Consider the following 20,525-nt stretch of genomic DNA (forward strand, 5'->3'; position numbering starts at 1 on the left):
GGTCTCAGGCTAGCCCGCCTGGCTCACGAGTCGCCGTGAACCGCGTTCGCGCCGCACGCCGACGAGGCGGCACACGACGTAGATGACGAAGGAGATGGTGGTGACGTAGGGGCTGATCGGCAGGGAGCTGCCGAGGGCGAGCAGGATGCCGCCGACCACCGAGACGAGGGCGAACACGACGCTGAGCACGGGGACGAGGAGGGGCGACGACGACACGCGCATCGCGGCGGCGGCGGGGGTGACGAGCAGCGACAGCACCAGGAGGGCTCCGACGATCTGCACCGACACCGCGACCGCGAGCCCGAGGAGCACCATGAACGCCAGCGCGACGAAGCGGGTCGGGATGCCACGGGCGGCGGCGACATCCGCGTCCAGGCTGTCGAACGAGAGCGGGCGCCACATCAGCAGCAGGCCGATGAGCACGACCACGCCGATGCCGATCAGCCAGCCGAGCTGGGGGTCGTCCACGGAGACGATCTGGCCCGTGAGCAGGCCGAACTTGTTCGCACTGCGACCCGGGTACAGCGCCAGGAAGAGGATGCCGAGGCCGAGGCCGAACGGCATCAGGACGGCGATGATCGAGTTGCGGTCGCGCGCCTTCGCGCCCAGCAGCCCGATCAGCACGGCGGCGAGCAGAGAGCCGAAGAGCGAGCCGACGACGACGTTCGCGCCGAACAGCAGCGCCGCCGACGCGCCGGCGAACGACAGCTCGCTGATGCCGTGCACGGCGAAGGCCATATCGCGCTGCATCACGAAGACGCCGATCAGGCCTCCGACGATGCCGAGCACCGCGCCGGCGAAGATCGAGTTCTTCACGAGGGCGAGCAGCTCGCCGTAGTCGGCGAACGAGAACAGTTGCGACCAGAGGTCGCCCGAGGCGGCGAGGTGGAGGATCATGCGGCCGGCTCCGGGTGCGGTGCGTGGGTGTGGTCGTGGTGCGCGTGGGTCTCGGAATCGGGGATGCCGACCACGACGATCCGTCCGCGACTGCGGATGACGTCAACCGGCGTGCCGTAGAGGTCCGTGAGCACGTCGCTGCGCAGCACCTCGTCCGGGGTGCCGGTGCGGAACCGGCCGCCCGCGAGGTAGAGAACGCGGTCGACCATCCCGAGCACCGGGTTGACGTCGTGCGTGACGAAGACCACGGCGCTGCCCTGATCGCGGCGCCGCTTGTCGATCAGCTCGCTCACGCCGCGCTGGTGCTGCAGGTCGAGGGAGAGGAGCGGCTCGTCGCAGAGCAGCATGGCCGGGTCACCGGCGAGCGCCTGAGCGACCCGCAGGCGCTGCTGCTCGCCGCCGGAGAGGGAGCCGACGGGGGAGTCCGCGTAGCGGCGGGCCCCGACCGCGTCGATGAGTTCGTCCGTGCGTGCCCGGTCGGCACGGTTCGGCAGCGGGATGCCCCAGCGGTGACCGTCCACCCCGAGCCGCACGAGATCGCGGGCGCGCATGGGCGTGCCCGCCGGGATGAGCTTCTGCTGCGGGATGTAGCCGATCCGGCGGTCTCCGCGGCGCACGGGATGCCCGTCGAAGACGATCGAACCGCCGTCGAGGCGCTGCTGACCGAGGATGGCGCGCAGGAGGCTGGTCTTGCCCGAGCCGTTCGGCCCGAGGACCGCGACGAACTCGCCCGCGTGGACGTCGAGGTCGAGGCCGCTCCAGAGGGTGCGGTCACCGAAACCGAGCGAGGCGTCGCGCAGCTGCAGCACGACACCTCGCTCAGTGGGCGCGGCGACCCGCGCAAGGGGTTCGGTCATTCGCCGAGTGCCGTGGCGACGGCGTCCACGTTCGCGTTCATCCAGCCGATGTAGTCCTTGCCGCTCGGGAGGGTCTCGGTGACGGGCACGACGGGCACGCCGGCCTGCTTGGCGGCGGCGAGCACCTTCTCGGTCTCGGGGCCGCTGGTCTGCTCATTGTAGGCGAGCAGCTTCACCGTGTGGTTCGAGAAGAGCTCGAGCGTCTGCTGCAGCACCGCCGGCGAGACGTCGGTGCCGTCCTCGATCGCCTTGCTGAAGTCCTCCGGCGTCTTGTCCTCCAGGCCGATCGCCTGGAGCATGTACAGCGGCACCGGCTCGGTGATCGCCGCACCCTCACCCGCGTACCGCGATTTGAGATCGGACTCCTTCTTCTCCAGGGCGTCCAGCTTCTCGGTGAAGGCGGCCGCGTTCTTCTCGAAGACGCTCTTCTGGCTGGGATCGGCCGCGCTCAGGGCGTCGGTGAGTTCGCCCGCGAACTTCGCGACAGTGGGGAAGTCGTACCAGACGTGCTCGTTGAGCTCGCCGTCCACGGGCTTCTTCCCGGAGATGTCGACGACGTTCAGCACCTTCTGGCTCGAGTTCTTGGCGCCCTTGCGCAGCGTCTCCATGAAGTCGTCGTAGCCTCCGCCGTTCTCGATGAGGATGTCGGCCTTCGAGATCGCGAGCTGGCTCTGGGCGCTGGCCTCGAACGAATGCGGGTCCTGGTTCGGGTCGGACATGATCGACGTGACCTCGACCGCATCGCCGGCGATGGTGTGCGCGATGTCGCCGTACACGTTCGTGCTGGCGACGACGCGGACCTTCCCGTCGTCGGTCGAGGAGCCGGAGGATCCGGCCGAGCAGCCGGTGAGGGCGAGGGCCGCGGCGGCCGTGAGGGCGATCGCGAGGAGGGGGCGCTTCTGCATGAGCGGGACCTGTCTAAGTCGGCGGGGAGGTGTTCGGGCGGGCGCCGGAGTTCCGGGCCACTACGAACCTACGCCTTGTTGAGAATGATTGTCAAAATCAGCTGCGGGCTTGCAGCGCCAGCCAGGCGAGCGCGCGGTCCTCGGCGCTCGTCATCGACAACCCGGTCAGCTCCTCGATCTTCTGCATGCGGTTGCGCAGCGTGTGACGGTGCACGCCCAGCTGTGTGGCCGCGGCCTCCCAGCTGCCGTTCTCCGCGAGAAACACCCGCAGCGACTCCAGCAGCTGGCCATCGGACTCCGCGGCGAGGGGGCGCAGCGGCTCGACGAGCGCCGTCACCGCTGACGAGGGGAGGGCCCGCAGCAGCTCGGCCACGCTCGCCATGCGCGCGAACTCGACTGCGGGCCGGTCGTCGGCGAGGGCGACGCCGACGGCGCGGTCGGCCTGCGACCGCGCTTCGGCGAGCGCTCCCGGTGCCGCCGGCGCGCTGATCCCGCAGCGCACCGGGACCAGCTCGGTGGTCGCGGCGACGACCACCCGCTCGATCCAGGCGCTGACGGCCTCCGGGGCGATCACGACCACGACCTCCCCGTCGAGCACACCCGCGACGGGAGGGAGCTCCAGCTCCTCCAGCCAGTCGAGCGCCTTCGTCTCGAGCACCACCGCGCGCGAGCGCGATTTCACGACGCAGACGACCAGGTCGCCGGTCAGCCCCCAGCGCGCTCCGACCGATCGGGCGAGGGCGGCGGGTGCGTGCAGCAGCACCTCGACCGCATCCTGCCGCGCGAGCTGCTCGAGCCGCGCGTCGCGGTGGGGGAAGTAGGTGAGGTCGAGCAGAGCCGCCGCCTGTGTGGCGAGATCCCTGGTGCGGCTCGTGGCGCCACGCCGGGCGGAGACCACGAGCGTCGCCCGAGGATCCTCCGGCCGGCCGACGGGGAAGGTCTGCAGCTCGACGTTGCGCTGCCGCCTGCTGCGCTGGGTCGCGGCGGTGATCGCGTCGTCGATGTGGATGCGGCCCGCCCCGACGGCCGCGATCGGCTCGCCGTACCGGTCGACGAGCACGGCCCAGCCGTTCAGGAGGCGCGACAGGGTGGTGACGACGCCCTCGGTGCCGCCACGCCTCGCCGCCAGCGTGAGGGAGATGATGCCGCTCGCCACGAGCCGGGCCTCGGCGGCGTCGACGGCATCCATCGCCTGTCCTCTCCTGCGTGCGCACGCGGCCGCACGACGTTTCGGTGTGCGCGGCGCAACGGGGTGGACGAAACGGCGGGTATCCGGCGCTGAGCACTGCTCATAGCATTTCCACCATCGTAATGACGCGCCCCGAACCCCTGAGGAAACCGCAGTGAAAGCCATCGTCTTCGACAGCACCGACAGCTCCATCGAGTACACCGACGTCGACCTCGCCCTGCCCGGACCGGGCGAGGTGCGGGTGAGGATCGCGGCCGCCGGCGTCTGCCACTCCGACCTGCACGTGCGCCGCAACGAGTGGGACGCGCCGTCGCCCCTGGTGATGGGACACGAGGGCTCCGGCGTCGTCACCGCGGTCGGCCCGGGCGTCTCCACTCTCGCCGAGGGCGACCACGTCGTGCTCTCCTGGGTCGCGCCGTGCAACGAGTGCCGCTACTGCCTGGCCGGCCACGAGGCCCGCTGCCAGGTCGCCGCCAACGTGGTCGCCCCCAACGGCGTGCTGCAGGACGGGACCTCCCGCCTGTCGATCGACGGCGAGCCCCTCCACCACTACCTCGGCGTCTCGTCGTTCGCCGAGGAGGCCGTCGTCCCGGCCTCCGGAGCGATCAAGGTGCGCGACGACGCCCCGCTCGACGTCATCGCCCTCGTGGGCTGCGCAGTCGCCACCGGCGTCGGCGCCGTCACCAACACGGCCGCCGTCGAACCCGGCTCCATCGTGGTCGTCATCGGCTGCGGCGGCGTCGGCCTCTCCGTCATCCAGGGCGCCCGCCTCGCCGGCGCCTCCCGCATCGTCGCCGTCGACGTCCGCGCCGAGAAGACCGCGCTCGCCCGCCGACTCGGCGCCACGGACGAGATCGACGCCTCCACGCAGGACGCCGTCGAGGCGCTCCACGAGATCCTCCCCGATGGCGTCGACTACGCGTTCGACGCCATCGGCAACACCGCCACCACTGAGCAGGCCATCCGCATGCTCGGCCTCGGCGGGGCCGCCGTCATCGTCGGCCTGCCCCCGACAGGCGCCCGCGCCTCGTTCGAGCCGCTCGTGCTCGCCGAGGCCGACCAGCGCATCCTGGGCTCCAACTACGGAAGCGTGCGGCCGTCGATCGACATCCCCGCGCTCGTCGACCGCTACATGGACGGCGACCTGGAGCTCGACCTGCTCGTCAGCGGACGCCGTCCGCTCGCCGAGGCCGAGCAGGCGCTCGATGCCCTGCAGGAGGGCACCGCGCTGCGCACCCTGCTCATCCCCTGAGCCCCACCCTCCCCTCCCTCCCGCGTCCTCTCCCCCCGAAAGGCAGGACACCGTTGTCTTCGACCGAAACCACCTCCCCGGCGCGCCCGGCGACGAGTGAGAGCGGCCTGCGCCGCGGCGCCATGGGCGGCGCCGAGCTCGTCGCCCAGGCCATCGCCAACATCGCCCCCTCCGCCGTCATCGCCTTCACCGCCGCCGCGATCTTCGTCACGGCGGGCAGGGGCACCTGGCTCTCGTTCGCCCTCGCGACCGTCGTCATCCTGGCCGTCGGCTACTGCATCTCGCAGTTCGCCAAGCGCCGCGCGTCCGCCGGCTCGCTCTACAACTACGCCGCCGCCGGCCTCGGCCCGTTCGGCGCGTTCCTCACCGGCCTCACGCTGGTAATCGGCTGCTTCGGCATCGCCGCCGGTTCGCTCAGCGGTGCGGTCATCCACTTCGGCGCCTTCCTCAACCAGGTCGGCGTCGGAATCGCCGGCACGGCCGGGCAGATCCTGCTCGCGGTCGTGCTCGGCGGTCTCGCCGCGCTCTTCACCGTGTGGGGCGTGCGCGTCTCGGCGCGGGTCTCGCTGGTGCTCGAGATCGTCTCGGTGACCATCATCACCATCCTGCTGGTGATCGCGCTGGCGAATGCGGGCCCCGCGGCCTTCGACCCGTCGCAGTTCACCCTCGAGGGCGTGGAGCCGCAGGGCGTCGCCATCGGCATGGTGCTCGCCATCCTCGGCTTCGTCGGCTTCTCGAGCGCCGACGCGCTGGGCCGGGAGGCGCGCAACCCGTTCAAGGCCATCCCGCGCGCCATCATGTGGAGCGCTCTCGGGGTCGGCGTGCTCTACGTGTTCGCCGCGTACACCCAGGTCGCCGTCCTCGGCGACAAGCTGGGCGAGTCCGTCAGCCCGCTCGACGACATCGCGACCATCGTGGGGCTCCCCACCTGGTTCAACCCCGTCCTGAACCTCGGCATCGCCGCCTCGTTCTTCGCCGTCGTCGTCGCCCCGCTCAACGTGATCGGCCGCATCGTCTACGTGATGGGAAAGGAGGGCATCGCCCCGAAGTACCTCGGCACCACCCACGGCACGCTGCTCACCCCGCACCGCGCCCTGCTGGTCTTCGCACCGCTGGTCATCCTCGTGCCGGTCGTGCTCTACCTGTTCGGCGTCGACGCGAACGACGTCCTCGTGTGGGTCGACACCTTCGGGACGTTCGGCTATATGGTCGCCTACGCCGCTGTCGCGATCGCCGCGCCGATCTTCCTGCGCCGCATGGGAATCCGCAACTGGCTCGTCTGGCCCTGCGTCGTGATCGCCGTCGGCGGGATGGCGTACGTGTTCTGGGTGAACGTCGTGCCGATCCCGGCCTTCCCGCTCAACGTCATCCCGTTGCTGTTCCTCGTCGCCGTCATCGCCGGCGTGGGCCGCTACGCCTGGGTCGCGAGGAACCGGCCGGACGTCATCGACGCTATCGGCTCGACGGAGACCGACGTCCTGGAGGGCATCGGCTGACGGATCCCGAGACCTCGGTATCCCCCAACCGAGGAGGCCCCGCCCGGTCGACCGTTCACGGTCCCGGGCGGGGCTTCTCGTCTGTCCACGGCGCCCCCGCGGTCGTTCGGGACGTCCGCGGCGGGGCGCCCCGGCGCGCTCGTCCCACAGAAGGGCGCTCGCCCGAGGGCGGCGCGGCGCGCTCAGTCGAGCAGCAGCGCGGGCTCCTCGATGATGGAGGCGACATCGGCGAGGAAACGGGAGGCCACATCTCCGTCGACCACCCGGTGGTCGAACGAGGCGCCGACAGTCGTGACGTAGCGCGGGCGCACCTCGCCGTCGACGACCCAGGGCTTCTGCTTGATCGTGCCGAGCGCGACGATGCCGACCTCGCCCGGGTTGAGGATGGGCGTGCCGGTGTCCATGCCGAAGACGCCGATGTTGGTGATCGTGATCGTTCCGCCGGCCATGTCGGCGGGCGGCGTCTTGCCGTCGCGGGCGGTCAGGGTCAGCTGCTCGAGCGCCGTGGCGAGCTCGAGCAGGGTCATGCCCTGGGCTTCCTTGATGTTGGGGACGATCAGGCCGCGCGGGGTCGCCGCCGCGATGCCCAGATTGACGTAGTGGCGCACGATGATCTCCTCGTCGGTCCACGACGAGTTGACGGTCGGGTTGCGGCGCACGGCCCAGATGATCGCCTTGGCCACGATGAGCAAGGGGGAGATCTTGACGCCCACGAAGTCGGCCGAGTTCTTGAGGCGCTTGACGAACTCCATGGTGCGGGTCGCGTCGACGTCCACGAAGAGGCTGACGTGCGGGGCGGTGAACGCGCTGGTCGACATCGCGTTGGCGATGGCCTTGCGCACCCCCTTGACCGGGATGCGCTCCTCGCGGTCGTCCGGCCACTCGGGCGTCTGGATGTTGCGGAACACGCTCGCCTGGGTCGCCTCGCGCAGCACGTCGTCGCGCGTCACGTCGCCGATCGGGCCCGTGGGGGTGACCGTCGAGAGGTCCACACCGAGGTCCTTCGCGAGCTTGCGGATCGGCGGCTTGGCGATGACAGGGGCGCCCGTCGCCAGCGCGTGCCCGGCGGGCGCCTGCGCGGACGGGGGAGCGGCGACCGGCGCGGCCGGCGCCGCGGATGTCGGCTTCGGTGCGGGCGCGGCCGGCGCCGCCGCCTCGACGGCGGAAGCCGCGGCGGCCGCAGGAGCAGCAGGAGCGCTGGGTGCGATCGTCGCCTGCGTCACGACCGGGAGCGCGCTGGTGCCCGGGTGGGTCGCCCGGCGACGACGGCTGGCGCCGTGTCCGGCCGACCCGTAGCCCACGAGCACCGCGCCCGGTTTCGGCTCGTCCGCCTCGTGCGAGACGCTCGCCGCCGCGTCGGCCGCGGCCTCCGCCACCTCGCTGACGGGAGCGGCGGGGGCCTCCGCGCCGGCGTCGCCGGTCACGGTGATGATCGGCGTGCCGACCTCCACCGTCTGGCCCTCGCTGACGAGCAGCTCGCCGACCGTGCCCTCGAAGGGCGACGGCAGCTCCACGAGCGACTTCGCCGTCTCGATCTCGACGATCACCTGGTTGACCGCGACGGGTTCGCCCGGTGCGACCTTCCACGAGACGATCTCCGCCTCGGTCAGGCCCTCGCCCACGTCGGGCAGCAGGAACTGGGACTCGCTCATGTGCGACTTCTTTCGGTTGGCGCGCTCAGTAGGCGAGCGCGCGGTCGACGGCCTCGAGGATGCGGTCGGCGTCCGGCAGGTAGACCTCTTCGAGCTTCGCCGGCGGGAACGGGGTGTCGAACCCGGCGACACGCAGCACCGGCGACTCCAGCGAGTAGAACGCGCGCTCCGACACGGTCGCGGCGATCTCGGAGCCCACCGACACGTTCCCGGGCGCCTCCTGGGCGATCACCAGGCGACCGGTCTTCTGCACCGACTGGACGACGGGGCCGTAGTCGATGGGGGAGAGCGAGCGCAGGTCGACGACCTCCACGCTGCGCCCCTCCTCGGCGGCGAGCTCGGCCGCACGCAGCGCGACGCTGACCATGCCCGCCCACGCGACCACGGTGACGTCGGTGCCGGTGCGGACGACACGGCTGGCGTGCAGGGGCGTCGCGTTCTCGACCAGGTCGACCTCGCCCTTCGGCCAGTAGCGGCTCATCGGCTCGAAGAAGATCACGGGGTCGTCCGACTGGATGGCCTCCTGGATCATCCAGTACGCGTCGTGCGGCGTGGAGGGGGCGACGATCCGCAGGCCGGCGGTGTGGGCGAAGTACGCCTCCGGGGCCTCCTGGTGGTGCTCGACGGCGCCGATGTGACCGCCGTGGGGGATGCGCACGACGATCGGCATCTTCAGGGCGCCCTCGTGCCGGTTGGTCATCTTCGCGAGCTGCGTCGTGATCTGGTCGAACCCGGGGAAGACGAAGCCGTTGAACTGGATCTCGACCACCGGACGGTAGCCGCGCATGGCGAGCCCGATGGCTGTGCCGATGATGCCGGCCTCCGCGAGCGGGGTGTCGACGACGCGCTGCGGCCCGAACTCCTTCTGCAGCCCCTCCGTGACGCGGAAGACACCCCCGAGCGGGCCGACGTCCTCACCCAGGACGAGCACGGTGGGGTCGTCGGCGAGCGCACGGCGCAACCCGGCGTTGAGCGCCTTCACGAGAGGGAGGTTCTGCACCGGCTCCTCGGGAGCGACCGGTGTCCGGGCGGGCACGTCCTCCGCGGCAGGAACCTCCTGGGCCGCGGCGGCACCGTCGCCGTCGGACTGCGATCGCGCCTGCGTCTGCGCCGCCTCATCGACCTGCGCCGCCTCGTCGACCTGCGCCGCGTCGTCGACCTGCGTCGCGTCGTCGATCTGCGTCGCGTCGTCGATGGAGAACTCGCGCGACCACTCCTGCTCCGCGACATGCTCCGCCAGGACGCGGGAGTCGGGGTCGTTCTCGATGATCTCGACCACGTCGATCGCCTCCGTGTCGGCCTGCGGCTCGGCGGCCTGAAGCTGGTCGTGGCCGTCGTGGCCCTCGATCAGCTCGGCCTCCACGTACTCGGCTCCGCTTCTCACCTCGTTCATGCGTCACCTCCGAACGACGACTCGTACTCCTCGAGCCAGCGCTGCTGCTCCTCCATCACGGGGTGCGGCTCGCTGTAGACGTTCTCGAACATCGACTGGATGGGCGGCGGCCCGAGCTGCAGCGTCCGGCGGCGCACGTCGGCGGCGAGGTCGGTCGCCTCCTCGTCCGCCGCGTCGAAGAACGCCTGGCCCATCCCCTGCTGCTCCAGGAAGACCCGGAAGCGCAGAATGGGGTCGCGCTCCGCCCAGTACGCGGTCTCCTCGTCGGTGCGGTACTTGGAGGGGTCGTCGCTCGAGGTGTGCGCGCCCATCCGGTACGTCAGCGCCTCGATCATGCTCGGGCCCTCGCCGCTGCGCGCGTCGTCGAGGTGCTTCGCGGTCACGGCGTACGACGCGAGCACGTCGTTGCCGTCCACCTGCACGCCCGGGATGCCGAAGCCGCTCGAACGCAGGTACAGCGGCGTGCGCGACTGCGTCGACACCGGCACCGAGATCGCCCAGTGGTTGTTCTGCAAGAAGAAGACCTGCGGGGTCTGGTAGCTCGCGGCGAAGACGAAGGCTTCGCTCACGTCGCCCTGGCTCGTCGCGCCGTCGCCGAAGTAGACGATGACCGCCTCGTCCGTCTCCGGATCGCCCGTCCCGACCTTGCCGTCGAACTTCACGCCCATCGCGTATCCGGTGGCGTGCAGCGTCTGCGAGCCGATCACGAGCGTGTACAGGTGGAAGTTGTTCACGGCGGCGTCGGTCGGGTCCCAGCCGCCGTGCGTCACGCCGCGCAGCAGCGCCAGGATGCGGACCGGGTCGATCCCGCGGATCATCCCGACGATGTGCTCGCGGTAGGAGGGGAAGAGGTTGTCCTGCGGCTTGGCGGCGCGGGCCGAGCCGACCTGCGCGCCTTCCTGGCCGATGCTCGGGACCCAGAGCCCGAGCTGTCCCTGCCGCTGCAGGTTCGCCGCCTCGACGTCGAACGCGCGCACGCGGACCATGTCGCGGTAGAAGCGCCGGTAGTCGTCCTCGTCCAGTCGCTCGAGGTAGGGGAGGTACTCGCCCGCGGCGTCACTCGGCTGGAACAGGCCGTCTGCGGTCAGCAGCTGGACGGTGTTCGCCGGGCGCGGGGTATCGTTCGTCGCAACCACCGTTCTAACCTAACCGCTTGGCCGGGTGGTCATTTGGTAGGTTCCGCACAAGATCGGCGGCCACCTCAAGGAGTTTCTCCACAGATTCCTGCTCTCCCACGCTGATCCGGATGCCTTCGCCGGCGAAGGCACGCACCGTCAGCCCGGCGTCGAAGAAGGCGTCATTGGCGGCCTCGGTCCGCTCCCCGGTGGCCAGCCACACGAAGTTGCCCTGCGCCTCCGGCACGGCCCAGCCCTGCGCGAGCAGCGCCTCCCGCAGCCGGTCGCGCCGCATCGCCACCCGGGCGACGCGCTCCATGAGCTCGTCCTCCGCGTCGATCGACGCGAGCGCCGCGACGCGGGAGGCATCGGTCACGGAGAGCGGGATGGCCGCCGAGCGCGCCGCGTCGAGCACGGCGGCCGGGCCGACGACGTAACCGATCCGCAGCGCGGCCAGCCCGTACGCCTTCGAGAACGTGCGCAGCACGACGAGGTTCGGGTAGCGCTCCAGAAGCGGGATGCCGTCGACCGACGCGTCGTCGGTGACGAACTCGTAGTACGCCTCGTCGAGCAGCACCAGGAGGTCGGAGGGGATCGCGGCCATGAACTCCGCGAACTCGTCCGCCGTCACCACCGGCCCGGTCGGATTGTTGGGCGTGCACACGATCACGACGCGGGTCCGCTCGGTCACCGCCGCGGCCATCGCGGCGAGGTCATGGCCGCCGTCCGCCCGGTTCGGCACCTGCACGCTCGTCGCACCCGCCACCGTCACCAGCCCCGGGTACGCCTCGAACGAGCGCCACGCGTACACGACCTCGTCGCCCGTGCCCGCGGCAGCCGAGATCAGCTGCGCCAGCAGCGCCACCGAGCCGCTGCCCAGGTGCACCTGCTCCACGCCGACACCGTGCCGCTCCGCGAGCCGCTGCCGCAGATCGGCACCGCCCGCGTTCGGGTAGCGGTTGAGCTCGCCGAGCGTGGCGGCCACGGCCTCCACGACGGCGGGCAGAGGAGGGTACGGGTTCTCGTTGCTGGACAGCTTGAAGCCGTCCGCCGGTGCGGCCCGCCCCTGCCGATAGGCGGGGACCGCCACGATCTCGGGCCGGAGCTTCACGCCGAGCGCGTCTTCGGAAGTCACCTGACCAACTTAGTCTCGCCCGCATTCCGGCGGGGGAATTCCTTTCTCGGCAGCGGGACCCCTGTCTCCCACACCCCCATCCTGGGATGATGAACGCATGCGATTCCTGCTCAAGGTGATCATCAACGCCCTGGCGCTCTGGCTGACGACGTTCATCGTCAGCGGCGTCACCGTGAAGCCGTACGCGGACGGAACGACCGCGACCGTGCTGACCTACCTGCTGATCGCGGTGATCTTCGGCGTGGTCAACGCGATCGTCGGCACTGCGATCCGCATCGTGGCGTTCCCGATCTACATCATCACGCTCGGTCTCATCTCCCTGGTGGTGAACGCCCTCCTGCTGCTGATCGTCTCGTGGATCAGCGACGCGATGGGGTTCGGCCTGCACGTGGACGGCTTCTGGGCCGGGGTGCTCGGCGCGCTGGTGCTGGGCATCATCGCGTGGCTGTTCGGCCTGATCGTGCGGCCCAACCGCAGCTGACGGCCGCGGGAGCGCCGGGCGCACGGGGATGGGAGAATAGGCGGCGAACCCCACACGCCGATCCTCGCGAGGAGCCCCATGACCGCCCTGCCTCCCCAGCCCCTGAGCCCCCTGGACGGCCGCTATCGCTCGGCCGTGGTCGAGCTCGGCGACTTCCTCTCCGAGGCGGGCCTCAATCGGGCTCGCGTGCAGGTCGAGGTCGAGTGGCTCATCTATCTGACCGGCCACCGGATGTTCGGCTCGTCACCGCTGACGGCTGAGCAGATCCGCTCGCTGCGCGCCCTCGCCGATGGTTTCGGCCAGCCGGAGATCGACCGCCTCGCCGAGCTGGAGGCGACCACCAAGCACGACGTGAAGGCCGTCGAGTACCTCGTGCGCGAGCGTCTGCACGCGCTCGGCCTCGACCACATCGCCGAGCTGACCCACTTCGCGGCGACCAGCGAGGACATCAACAACCTCTCCTACGCCCTCACGGTCAGCGCCGCGGTGAACCGGGTGTGGCTGCCGAAGTTCCGTGCCGTGATCGCCGAGCTGCGCGCCCAGGCGCTGCAGTACCGCGACGACGCGATGCTCGCCCGCACGCACGGCCAGCCGGCGACGCCGACGACCATGGGCAAGGAGATCGCCGTCTTCGTGCACCGCCTGGAGCGCATCCGCAAGCAGGTGGAGCAGACCGAGTACCTCGGCAAGTTCAGCGGTGCGACGGGCACGTTCGCGGCCCACCTCGTCGCCGACCCGGGTGCGGACTGGCCGCGCATCTCGCGCGAGTTCGTCGGCAGCCTGGGCCTCGACTGGAACCCGCTGACGACGCAGATCGAGTCGCACGACTGGCAGGCAGAGCTGTACTCCCGCATCTCGCACGCCAATCGTGTCCTGCACAACCTCGCGACCGACATCTGGACCTACATCTCGCTCGGCTATTTCCGTCAGGTCCCCGAGCCCGGCGCGACCGGCTCGTCGACGATGCCGCACAAGGTCAACCCGATCCGGTTCGAGAACGCCGAGGCGAACCTCGAGCTGTCGAGCGCCGTGCTCGACTCGCTGGCTGCGACGCTCGTCACCAGCCGCCTCCAGCGCGACCTGACCGACTCGACCACGCAGCGCAACATCGGCGTCGGCCTCGGCCACTCGGTGCTCGCCCTCGACAACATCCAGCGCGGCCTCGGGCAGATCTCGCTCGACCGCGCCGCGCTCGACGCCGACCTCGACGCGAACTGGGAGGTGCTGGCCGAGGCCATCCAGACCGTCATCCGCGCCGAGGTCACCGCCGGGCGCTCGACCATCTCCGATCCGTACGCGCTGCTCAAGGAGCTCACGCGCGGCAAGCGCGTGGACCACGCCGGTCTCACGGAGTTCGTCAACGGCCTCGAGATCAGCCAGGCGGCCAAGAACCGCCTGCTCGAGCTCACCCCGACGGGCTACGTCGGCCTCGCGTCGGAGCTCGTCGCGCTGCTCTGAGCCGCGCGAAGCAGAGCATGCGAGAGGCCGCCGGCGACCTGCCGGCGGCCTCTCGTCGTTCGCAGTCCCTGGTCAGTGACCGGAGGGCTTGTCCTTGTCGCGCGCTTCGGCGTCCTGTTCGAGGATGTCCTCCACCTCGGCCGCATTCGGCTTGAAAGCGAGGGCGAAGAGGGCCGTGAGCACGAGCGCCAGGATGAAGGCCACACCGAAGAAGATGCCGGCGAGCAGGATGTCGCGCGTGGACATCAACACGATGAGGCCCGTGAAGATCCCGAGGCCCCCCGAGATGGCGAGCAGCTCGACGGGGAGGAAGCGGTCACGACGGGTCGGCTGGAGGCTGGAGGTCACGCTGGGGTCTTTCTTGTCACGCTTGGTCACGATGCCTCCGCCTGCCGTGCGGCCTCCTGAGAGCGTGCCGCCGAGCGCAGGGAGACGGCGCCGATGCCCTGGAAGACGCCGACGATGACCGCCCACGCTCCGAAGAGGCCGACGGCGAGCAGAGCGTCGGCGGGCACGAGCAGCAGCACGAGCGCCAGGATGGCGGTCAGCGCCCCGGTGACGAGCCAGTCGCGCGCCGCGGCGTCACGGCCCCGGTCGCGCAGGCCGCTGTAGAGCTCGAGGAACCCGGTGAGCGCACCCCACACGGTGACGAGGTAGAGGAAGAGCCCGAGACCGCTGCCGGCCAGGGCGAGGGCGAGCACACCGGCGATCACGCCGACGGCTCCCTGAATGACGAAGAGGGTGCGGCTGAGACTGCGCGGGCCGGCGAGGAGCGTGAGCACGGCGGTCGCGATCCCGTCGGCGATCGCGAAGACGCCGAAGACGATCAGCCCGAAGACGGCCGTGTGGGCGCCCTGGGTGAAGGTGACGACGACAGCAGCGACGAGCGCGATGACGGCGCGCACGGCGGGGACGACCCAGTAGCGGCTCGGAGTCTGAATCCCCGGGATCTGGGCAGGAACGGCGGGTGCCACTCGGCGACCTCTCTCATACAGGTTTCCCGTCCAGTCTAGCCGTGGCCTACCTGCGCGTTTACCGCGCGCCGGGCGGCACGGCCGCTACGATCGCGCCATGCGGATCGGTTTCGGCGCCCTGCGCGCGGTCATGGCGCTGGTCACCCTGGCGGCGATCATCGCCCAGCTCGCAAGCAGCATCGCCCAGACCTCCCGGGCCGGCGGAAGCGTCCCGGGACTGATCGCCAACTTTCTGAGCTTCTTCACGATCGACTCCAACGTCGCCACCGTCGTCGTGCTCGCCATCGGGGCCGTCCTGCTCTTCGGCCGTTCCGGCGACGACCCGGCCTGGTTCACGGCGCTCCGTGCCGCCGTGGTCACCTACATGGTCACGACGGGAGTGGTGTACAACCTCCTGCTGCGCAACATCGCGCTGCCGCAGGGTCAGACGGTCGCCTGGTCGAACGAGGTGCTGCACGTCATCGCGCCGCTCTACATGCTGCTCGACTGGCTGCTCGCGCCGGGTCGGGCACCGCTGCGGCGCCGCGTCGTGTGGGGCATCGCCGCGTTCCCGATCGTGTGGGCCGTCTACACGCTGCTGCGCGCGCCGATCGCGGCGGAGCCGACCACCGGACGGCAGCCGTGGTATCCGTACCCCTTCCTCAACCCCGCGACGTCGGCCAACGGGTATCTCAGCGTGGCGTTCTACATCGTGCTGATCGCCGCGGTCATCCTGTGCACCGGTTACGGCGTCGTGTGGGTCTCGCGGCGCTGGCGGGGCAGCAGACCGCTCCCGGTCGACGCCGACGCCCCCTGATCCCCTTCGCGCCCGGACCAGACGACCACTGCGGCGATCCCGCCGATCACCAGCAGGAAGGCGCCGGTCGGCGTGACCCGGTCGGCGAGCCCGTGCTGAGCGCACAGCGCCGAGACGATCCCCGCGGCCACTCCGGCGACGGAGACCACGGCCAAGGAGGAGGAGACGGCGCGTGCGGCACCGGTGTGCACGAGCCCCGTCACCAGTAGCGCCGCTGCCGCGATCAGCCAGACCGCCGCGAGCGGGAAGGCGAGCGCGAGCCCGACGGTGTCGCGCATCAGGAGGCCCGGGACGAGGTAGATCGTCGCCGCGGCCAGCACCAGGACGGCGCCGAGCGCGAGGTAGCCGAGGAGGCGGCCGCGTTCCGTGCGCATCCGGTCGAGCGACGGGGTGAGCGCCGTCCAGGTGAACGCCAGCGAGAACGCGACCACCGCGAGTGCGACCGCGCCTGCGCTCTGCAGGAGAGGGAGGAGGATCGTGTCCATGCCTCCATTAGACCCGCGCCGTGGGGACTCCCGCGTCATCCCGCAGGATGATCCCGTCGAGCAGGGGAGGGCCGGCTCCGTCGAGCCGGCCCTCCCCTGCTCTGCGACTCGCGCCGCTAGGCCCCGCGACGGTTCCGCTGCGCCGCGCGTCGACGGAGGAGGATCAGCGCTCCTCCCAGTGCGATCAGCGCCGCTGCGGTCGACACGAACACGGCGGTGGCCACCGACGATCCGGTGGACGCGAGGACGGGGTCCCCGGCGACCGTCACGGTGAGCTGGACGCTCGACGCGGCGAACGAGGCGTCCCCGCTGTAGCGAGCTGTGACGACGTGCGTCCCTGCTCCGAGCGCGTCCGTGTTGCACGACGTCGCCGGGAGCGTCACCGTGCACAGCACGCGACCGGAGGCGTCCGTGAAGGTCACGGTCCCGGTGGCGCCCGCCGGCAGACCGGAGGCCGTGAGGGTGACCCCTCCCGTGGACAGCGCGTGGCGTGCGGCCAGCGCGGTGGGCTGCGGCGCCACCACCAGGGTGAACGCGGTGCCCGTCGCCGGCTCGTGGTTGGCGTCGCCCGAGTAGACCGCGTGCACCGTGTACGTTCCGCCCGGGAGGTCGTCCGGCAGAGCGCAGGTCGTCTTCGGCAAGGTGGCGGTGCAGAGCACGGTGCCGTCGTCGGTGACGAACGAGATGGTGCCGGTCGCGTCCTCCGGGACTCCGTCGACGGTGACGTCGATCGTCGTGCCGTGGGTCACGGTCACCGGATCGGGGTCGGTTCCGCCCGTCCCGCCGCCGGAGCCGGGACCGCCGCCCGTGCCGCCGCCGATCGTCGAGACCGCCTTGCGGATGGTGAGGGTCGCCGTGTCGGATTCCGCCGCCGCGTGCGTGGCGTCGCCCGAGTAGGCGACCGTCACGTCGTACTGGCCGGCCGCCAGGGTCGTAGCGGTCGGGCAGCTCGTGACGGGGAGCGTGGTCGTGCACAGGGTCGTGCTTCCCGTCGAGAACGTGAGCTCGCCCTCGGCGGTGGCGGGGATGCCGGTGGCCGAGAGCGTCGCGGCGGTACCGTACGGCACCTCGGTCGGCGCGACCTGCAGGTCGACGGCCACCGCGATCTTCGTGACCGTGAGCGTGAGCGAGGCACGGTCGGCGCCCGTGACCGCGTCGTGGTCGGCGTCACCGGAGTACGACACCAGGACGGCGTGCTGTCCGACGGCGCCGCCCACCGTGGTGCAGCTGGCGACGCCGTCCACGACCGTCGCCGTGCAGATCGTGTCTCCGCTGTTCGCGTCCGTGAACGTCACGGTCCCGGTCGGCGCGGTCGGCGCTGAGGAGGCGGAGGAGGCGATGGTCGCCGAGAGGGTCGCCGTGGCGCCCTTCTCGACCGTGACGTCCCCAGCGGTGAGGCGCACGGGCTGCGCGCTGATCGCGACCGAGGCCGACGCGGTGACGGCCTCGGCGTCCGTCGAGGCGACGATCGAGGAGATCGTGACCGTGCGTGCCGCACCGGAGACCGTGTAGGGGAGGGACAGCGCGGGCAGGGAGGTTCCCGGCTGGATCGGCGCCGCCGCATCCACCGCGAAGTCGCAGGTCTCGGTCTGACCCGAGAGGGTGCAGGTCCAGCCCGCGGGCAGGTCGGCCGGGACGGTCGGCTGCACACCGGCGGGGAAGGTGGTGGTCGCTCGCACGAGCTGGGACTCGGTGCCCCCGTCGGCCGTGACCGTCGGGGTGATCGTGTAGGTGCCGGTTCCGCCGTGCGCCACGGTGCTCGACCCGGAGGCCGCGGCCGTCAGCACGGGAACGGGCCCGGCCGCGGTCTTCGCCTCCAGGTAGTTGACCTCGTGCACGTCGGAGGCGCCGCCGGTTCCCGCGACCCAGCCGTAGGTGAGCTTGTAGGGGTAGCCGGTGGCGGGGTCGATCCAGGAGGCCGGGATCGCGGCCGCGTTGCCGGTGGCCGACAGTGTGGGCAGGGTTCCCTTCAGGACCTGCTGGCTGCCGCCGATCGGGGTGAAGATGACCGCGAACGTTCCCGGGTCGACGGAGATCGCGGTCGCGCGCTGCGCGGAGATCGCGGTCGCGGTGGGGTTGATGACGATCTCGACGGGGACCTTGGCATCGGCGCGCGAGGCCGCCCCGACCTTGCTCAGCGAGCCGGTGAGCGGGGTGTTCGCGGTGGAGGCGACGACGCAGTATCCCGTGGTGCCGTTGCCCGGACCGCGCACGGTGACGCTGTTCGGGTAGCGCACGCGCGTCGGGGTCGTGCTGCAGCCGTTGCCCTCGAAGTCGGGGTGGTTGAAGTTGCCGTAGCGGTCGAGGCCGATGCCGAGGTAAGCGTGGGCGAGGCCGCTGCCGGACTTCGTGCCGCTGTAGCCGAGCGAGCCGCCGAGCATGCCGATCTGGGTCGGCACGGCCGGGTTGTAGGGGTCGGTGGCGGCGAGGTAGAAGACGATGCCGTCGGCCGTGATGCCGGTCTGGTCCGCGACGCCGTTGTACTGGTAGCTGTCGAAGATCGCGTCGATGCCCTTGGTGATCGGCACCGACTGCTTCGCGCCGACGCCGCCGGTCATGTTGAGCGTCGCCGAGGTCAGCCGCAGCGCGCCCTGCTGGTCGGGATCCGCCGTCCCGCCGCAGCCCGGGATGGTGTCGGTGGCGCTGGAGGACGTCGTCGTGCGTGCCGTGAGGCACGCGCTGTTGGGGCCGGACGGCGCACCCGGCAGCGTGTAGCCGCTGCCCGCGGTGGTGCCGGTGAAGCCTTCGTTGACGAACGTCGTCTGCGCCGGCGGCGTGGCCGGGTCGGCGTAGGACGCGCTCGCGCCGGTGAGGGCGAGCGCGACGACGCCGACGGCGGCGACGCTCGAGAGGACGGTGCGGGTCAGATGGGTGACCGTCGCCAAGGCGCGGCGGTCGTCGGTTTTCGGGCGCAAGGAAACCTCAGCGGGTAGGGCGGCGCGCCGGGACGCGCCGGTGTCGGGTAGGTGCCGCCGCTGACCGGACCGGTCGGGAAACGAGCCGGGTCACAGCGACTTCGGTGCTCAGTCGTTATGACATTAGTGAACGTTCAGGCTCTGAACAGTGTTTGAACGCGTTCGTTCCCTCGAACTGGGGGTGCGAAGGGGCGCCGGCCCGCCTACTCACCCGGGAGGGAGGCGGCCCGCAGTCGTGCGTCGATCTCGTCGATCGACTCACCGCGGGTGCGCGGCATGAAGAGGATGCCGAGGATTCCCGACCCGACGGTGACCACGATCATCAGCACCGAGACACCGGCCAATCCCGCCGCGAGGAGAGTCGGCACGAACACGAGCGAGACGGCGGAGGCGATGCGGGCGACGCCGAAGCTCAGGCCGAGCGCGGTACTGCGCAGCTCGGTCGGGAACAGCTCCTGCGACCACACCTTGTAGTGCGCTTCCCCGGCGAGGGTGGTGCCGATGCCGTAGGTCACGAACGCGATCACGAGGGTGCCGGCGCCGACGGGGAGGACGAGAGGGAGGATCCACGCGGCCACCTGCACGATCGCACCGACGATGAAGATCGGTCTGCGTGCGGCGCTGTCCATCGCGCGCATCATCGCGAGCACCGTGATGAGGATGACCGGGACGCCGATGAGCGAGACCAGCAGAGCGCTCGCCGGAGGCAGGCCGCCGACGGTCTCGAGAGCGTACAGGCCGAAGGAGCCGTAGAAGTTCGTCCCGATGGTCAGCAGCGCGTAGAACGCGAGGATGAACAGCGTGCTCCGCAGCAGGCGGCCGCGGAACAGAGCGCGCACGCCCTCCCGTGTGGCGCCGGCGGTGCGTGCGTTCGTCCACGCGGTGGGCTCGCCGATGCGCCGGCGGAGCGCCCACGTGATCAGCGCCAGGACCAGCAGGTGCCCGAAGACGATCCGCGGCATCCACTCGCCGAAGCCGGTGGAGGCCAGCACCACCAGGATGACCACGAGCGGTCCGAGACCCCACAGCAGCTGGGTGAAGGTCACCAGCCGGCCGCGTCGCTTGCCGGGCGCCGTCTCGCCGACGACGGTGATCGAGGTCGGGACGTCGGCGCCGACGGCCAGCCCGACGATGATCACGCCGACGAACAGCATGGCCGGGACCACGGCGCACACGATCCACAGCAAGCCGAACGCGTACAGCAGAAGGTCGAACGAGTACACGCGCTTGCGGCCGACCCGGTCTCCGATCCGACCGCCGACGATCGCCCCGATGCCGATGCACACCGTAAGCGCGGCGGAGAGGAAGCCGAGCTGCCAGGCATCCAGCGAGAACTGGCCCTTCCACAGGGTGAGGCTCGCGCTGACCGCGACGATCGTGCCGGCATCGAGGTACGAGGCCATGCCGGCCAGGAGTGCGGTGCGCCAGGGTGCGCGCGACTGCGGGTCGGTCGAGGCGGAGCCGGCGAGGCCGCCCGGTTCGGTCCCGGCAGTGGTGGGGGTGGGGTCGGTCATGCGGAGGTCTC

Annotated in this window: 18 protein-coding genes; 5 read left to right on the top strand and 13 right to left on the bottom strand. The window is 71.0% G+C overall.

Annotated features, from left to right (window positions below; genetic code table 11):
• Positions 1-9 precede the first annotated feature (9 nt).
• From IT072_RS20325 to IT072_RS20340, 4 genes are all read right to left on the bottom strand, one after another.
• Positions 10-897 (bottom strand): metal ABC transporter permease, encoded by an 888-nt coding sequence (locus tag IT072_RS20325; protein WP_223358647.1) that lies wholly within the window; start codon positions 895-897, stop codon positions 10-12.
• On the bottom strand, positions 894-1,754 hold the full coding sequence (locus IT072_RS20330) for a metal ABC transporter ATP-binding protein (RefSeq protein WP_223358648.1): 861 nt from the start codon (positions 1,752-1,754) through the stop codon (positions 894-896). The genes IT072_RS20325 and IT072_RS20330 overlap by 4 nt, the downstream gene beginning before the upstream one ends.
• Positions 1,751-2,659, bottom strand: coding sequence for a metal ABC transporter solute-binding protein, Zn/Mn family (locus tag IT072_RS20335; protein ID WP_223358649.1), 909 nt, complete (start codon positions 2,657-2,659; stop codon positions 1,751-1,753). The genes IT072_RS20330 and IT072_RS20335 overlap by 4 nt, the downstream gene beginning before the upstream one ends.
• A 97-nt stretch (positions 2,660-2,756) precedes the next feature.
• The gene (locus IT072_RS20340; RefSeq protein ID WP_223358650.1) at positions 2,757-3,848 is read right to left on the bottom strand and encodes a PucR family transcriptional regulator; all 1,092 of its coding nucleotides are present in this window, start codon (positions 3,846-3,848) and stop codon (positions 2,757-2,759) included.
• A 154-nt stretch (positions 3,849-4,002) separates the two neighbouring features.
• Between IT072_RS20340 and IT072_RS20345 the strand changes: the two genes are divergently transcribed.
• Positions 4,003-5,100 carry a zinc-binding dehydrogenase gene (locus IT072_RS20345; protein WP_223358651.1) on the top strand — a complete coding sequence of 366 codons (1,098 nt, stop codon included), beginning with the start codon at positions 4,003-4,005 and terminating at the stop codon, positions 5,098-5,100.
• A gap of 53 nt (positions 5,101-5,153) precedes the next feature.
• Positions 5,154-6,596: an APC family permease gene (locus IT072_RS20350; protein ID WP_223358652.1), complete on the top strand. Its 1,443-nt coding sequence runs from the start codon at positions 5,154-5,156 to the stop codon at positions 6,594-6,596.
• A 182-nt stretch (positions 6,597-6,778) separates the two neighbouring features.
• On the opposite strand, the gene IT072_RS20355 is transcribed toward IT072_RS20350, so the two are convergent.
• The 4 genes from IT072_RS20355 to IT072_RS20370 form a co-directional block, all read right to left on the bottom strand.
• Complete coding sequence (locus tag IT072_RS20355; protein ID WP_223358653.1) at positions 6,779-8,248, bottom strand: dihydrolipoamide acetyltransferase family protein; 1,470 nt, start codon at positions 8,246-8,248, stop codon at positions 6,779-6,781.
• Positions 8,249-8,273: 25 nt separating this feature from the next.
• Complete coding sequence (locus IT072_RS20360) at positions 8,274-9,284, bottom strand: alpha-ketoacid dehydrogenase subunit beta (protein ID WP_442786816.1); 1,011 nt, start codon at positions 9,282-9,284, stop codon at positions 8,274-8,276.
• 353 nt (positions 9,285-9,637) lie between these two features.
• Positions 9,638-10,777 (bottom strand): pyruvate dehydrogenase (acetyl-transferring) E1 component subunit alpha, encoded by a 1,140-nt coding sequence (pdhA, locus tag IT072_RS20365; protein WP_223358654.1) that lies wholly within the window; start codon positions 10,775-10,777, stop codon positions 9,638-9,640.
• Positions 10,778-10,781: 4 nt separating this feature from the next.
• Entirely contained in the window at positions 10,782-11,891 is a 1,110-nt protein-coding gene (locus IT072_RS20370) for a histidinol-phosphate transaminase (RefSeq protein ID WP_223358655.1), read from the bottom strand.
• A gap of 97 nt (positions 11,892-11,988) precedes the next feature.
• Here IT072_RS20370 and IT072_RS20375 point away from each other — a divergent pair, with 97 nt between their 5' ends.
• Positions 11,989-12,372 carry a phage holin family protein gene (locus tag IT072_RS20375; protein WP_223358656.1) on the top strand — a complete coding sequence of 128 codons (384 nt, stop codon included), beginning with the start codon at positions 11,989-11,991 and terminating at the stop codon, positions 12,370-12,372.
• A gap of 78 nt (positions 12,373-12,450) precedes the next feature.
• Positions 12,451-13,830, top strand: coding sequence for an adenylosuccinate lyase (gene purB / locus IT072_RS20380; RefSeq protein ID WP_223358657.1), 1,380 nt, complete (start codon positions 12,451-12,453; stop codon positions 13,828-13,830).
• 72 nt (positions 13,831-13,902) lie between these two features.
• Here purB and IT072_RS20385 read toward each other — a convergent pair whose 3' ends face one another.
• Complete coding sequence (locus IT072_RS20385; RefSeq protein WP_223358666.1) at positions 13,903-14,208, bottom strand: hypothetical protein; 306 nt, start codon at positions 14,206-14,208, stop codon at positions 13,903-13,905.
• Positions 14,205-14,804 (bottom strand): DUF308 domain-containing protein, encoded by a 600-nt coding sequence (locus IT072_RS20390; protein ID WP_223358668.1) that lies wholly within the window; start codon positions 14,802-14,804, stop codon positions 14,205-14,207. Before IT072_RS20390 ends, IT072_RS20385 begins: the two co-directional genes overlap by 4 nt.
• Before the next feature lie 97 nt (positions 14,805-14,901).
• Here IT072_RS20390 and IT072_RS20395 point away from each other — a divergent pair, with 97 nt between their 5' ends.
• Positions 14,902-15,600: a Pr6Pr family membrane protein gene (locus tag IT072_RS20395; RefSeq protein WP_223358670.1), complete on the top strand. Its 699-nt coding sequence runs from the start codon at positions 14,902-14,904 to the stop codon at positions 15,598-15,600.
• Here the strand turns inward: IT072_RS20395 and IT072_RS20400 are convergent.
• The 3 genes from IT072_RS20400 to IT072_RS20410 form a co-directional block, all read right to left on the bottom strand.
• Positions 15,528-16,085: a hypothetical protein gene (locus IT072_RS20400; protein WP_223358672.1), complete on the bottom strand. Its 558-nt coding sequence runs from the start codon at positions 16,083-16,085 to the stop codon at positions 15,528-15,530. The genes IT072_RS20395 and IT072_RS20400 overlap by 73 nt on opposite strands.
• Before the next feature lie 116 nt (positions 16,086-16,201).
• The gene (locus IT072_RS20405; protein ID WP_223358674.1) at positions 16,202-19,000 is read right to left on the bottom strand and encodes an Ig-like domain repeat protein; all 2,799 of its coding nucleotides are present in this window, start codon (positions 18,998-19,000) and stop codon (positions 16,202-16,204) included.
• Positions 19,001-19,203: 203 nt separating this feature from the next.
• The gene (locus IT072_RS20410) at positions 19,204-20,514 is read right to left on the bottom strand and encodes an MFS transporter (RefSeq protein WP_223358676.1); all 1,311 of its coding nucleotides are present in this window, start codon (positions 20,512-20,514) and stop codon (positions 19,204-19,206) included.
• Positions 20,515-20,525 lie beyond the last annotated feature (11 nt).

It is taken from the genome of Leifsonia sp. ZF2019, assembly GCF_019924635.1.
In the GTDB taxonomy this organism is placed as follows: Bacteria; Actinomycetota; Actinomycetes; order Actinomycetales; family Microbacteriaceae; genus Leifsonia.

What these genes read in the sequence shown, in the direction of transcription:
- IT072_RS20410 (WP_223358676.1), bottom strand. Translation starts at nt 20,514, where the DNA reads ATGACCGACCCCACCCCCACCACTGCCGGGACCGAACCGGGCGGCCTC.
- IT072_RS20340 (WP_223358650.1), bottom strand. Translation starts at nt 3,848, where the DNA reads ATGGATGCCGTCGACGCCGCCGAGGCCCGGCTCGTGGCGAGCGGCATC.
- IT072_RS20325 (WP_223358647.1), bottom strand. Translation starts at nt 897, where the DNA reads ATGATCCTCCACCTCGCCGCCTCGGGCGACCTCTGGTCGCAACTGTTC.
- IT072_RS20400 (WP_223358672.1), bottom strand. Translation starts at nt 16,085, where the DNA reads ATGGACACGATCCTCCTCCCTCTCCTGCAGAGCGCAGGCGCGGTCGCA.
- IT072_RS20330 (WP_223358648.1), bottom strand. Translation starts at nt 1,754, where the DNA reads ATGACCGAACCCCTTGCGCGGGTCGCCGCGCCCACTGAGCGAGGTGTC.
- IT072_RS20375 (WP_223358656.1), top strand. Translation starts at nt 11,989, where the DNA reads ATGCGATTCCTGCTCAAGGTGATCATCAACGCCCTGGCGCTCTGGCTG.
- IT072_RS20395 (WP_223358670.1), top strand. Translation starts at nt 14,902, where the DNA reads ATGCGGATCGGTTTCGGCGCCCTGCGCGCGGTCATGGCGCTGGTCACC.
- IT072_RS20335 (WP_223358649.1), bottom strand. Translation starts at nt 2,659, where the DNA reads ATGCAGAAGCGCCCCCTCCTCGCGATCGCCCTCACGGCCGCCGCGGCC.
- purB (WP_223358657.1), top strand. Translation starts at nt 12,451, where the DNA reads ATGACCGCCCTGCCTCCCCAGCCCCTGAGCCCCCTGGACGGCCGCTAT.
- IT072_RS20355 (WP_223358653.1), bottom strand. Translation starts at nt 8,248, where the DNA reads ATGAGCGAGTCCCAGTTCCTGCTGCCCGACGTGGGCGAGGGCCTGACC.